Source organism: Arthrobacter sp. I3 (assembly GCF_000520575.1).
GTDB classification, from domain to species: Bacteria; Actinomycetota; Actinomycetes; order Actinomycetales; family Micrococcaceae; genus Arthrobacter; species Arthrobacter humicola_A.
The window spans coordinates 3,914-4,541 of record NZ_KI914948.1 but is presented as its reverse complement, the minus strand read 5'-3'; the positions used below and the strand labels follow the sequence as shown (position 1 = coordinate 4,541).

The window sequence follows — 628 nt, the reverse complement described above, 5'->3', positions numbered from 1 at the left end:
GGGGCGGCGGGGCGGTACGTTCGTGTGAGCCGGGCGTCGGCAGGGCGGCACGCCAGGCCTCAGACGGATGCGCGGCTTCTGGCGACCGCCGGAGTTGGTGCATCTTTCACGGTGCTGGCCCGTTCCCGGCCGCAGGGGGCGGTCCTGCCCTGGCCAGTCCCGTGGCCGCCCCGAGGAACGGTCCGGCACTGAACTCCGTGCGCACCTGAACGGTGTCGTCCGGTCCTTCAGCACAGGCAGCCAGGGTGGCGCTGTTCTTCAGCGCGACCTCTCGAGCCACAGCGCAGGGCTCGCCGGACGTGATGCCCCGCGCGGCATCCGCCGCAGCCAGCGCCGCCAGATCGGCGGCCGGCGTCGGCAGGGCGGCACGCCAGGCCTCAGACGGATGCGCGGCTTCTGGCGACCGCCGGAGTTGGTGCATCTTTCACGGTGCTGGCCCGTTCCCGGCCGCAGGGGGCGGTCCTGCCCTGGCCAGTCCCGTGGCCGCCCCGAGGAACGGTCCGGCACTGAACTCCGTGCGCACCTGAACGGTGTCGTCCGGTCCTTCAGCACAGGCAGCCAGGGTGGCGCTGTTCTTCAGCGCGACCTCTCGAGCCACAGCGCAGGGCTCGCCGGACGTGATGCCCCG

At 72.9% G+C, this 628-nt stretch carries 1 pseudogene; it reads right to left on the bottom strand.

Annotation, left to right across the window (positions count from 1 at the left end):
- Positions 1-424 precede the first annotated feature (424 nt).
- Positions 425-628, bottom strand: a pseudogene (locus tag Y706_RS29840) (hypothetical protein); the annotation flags it as partial.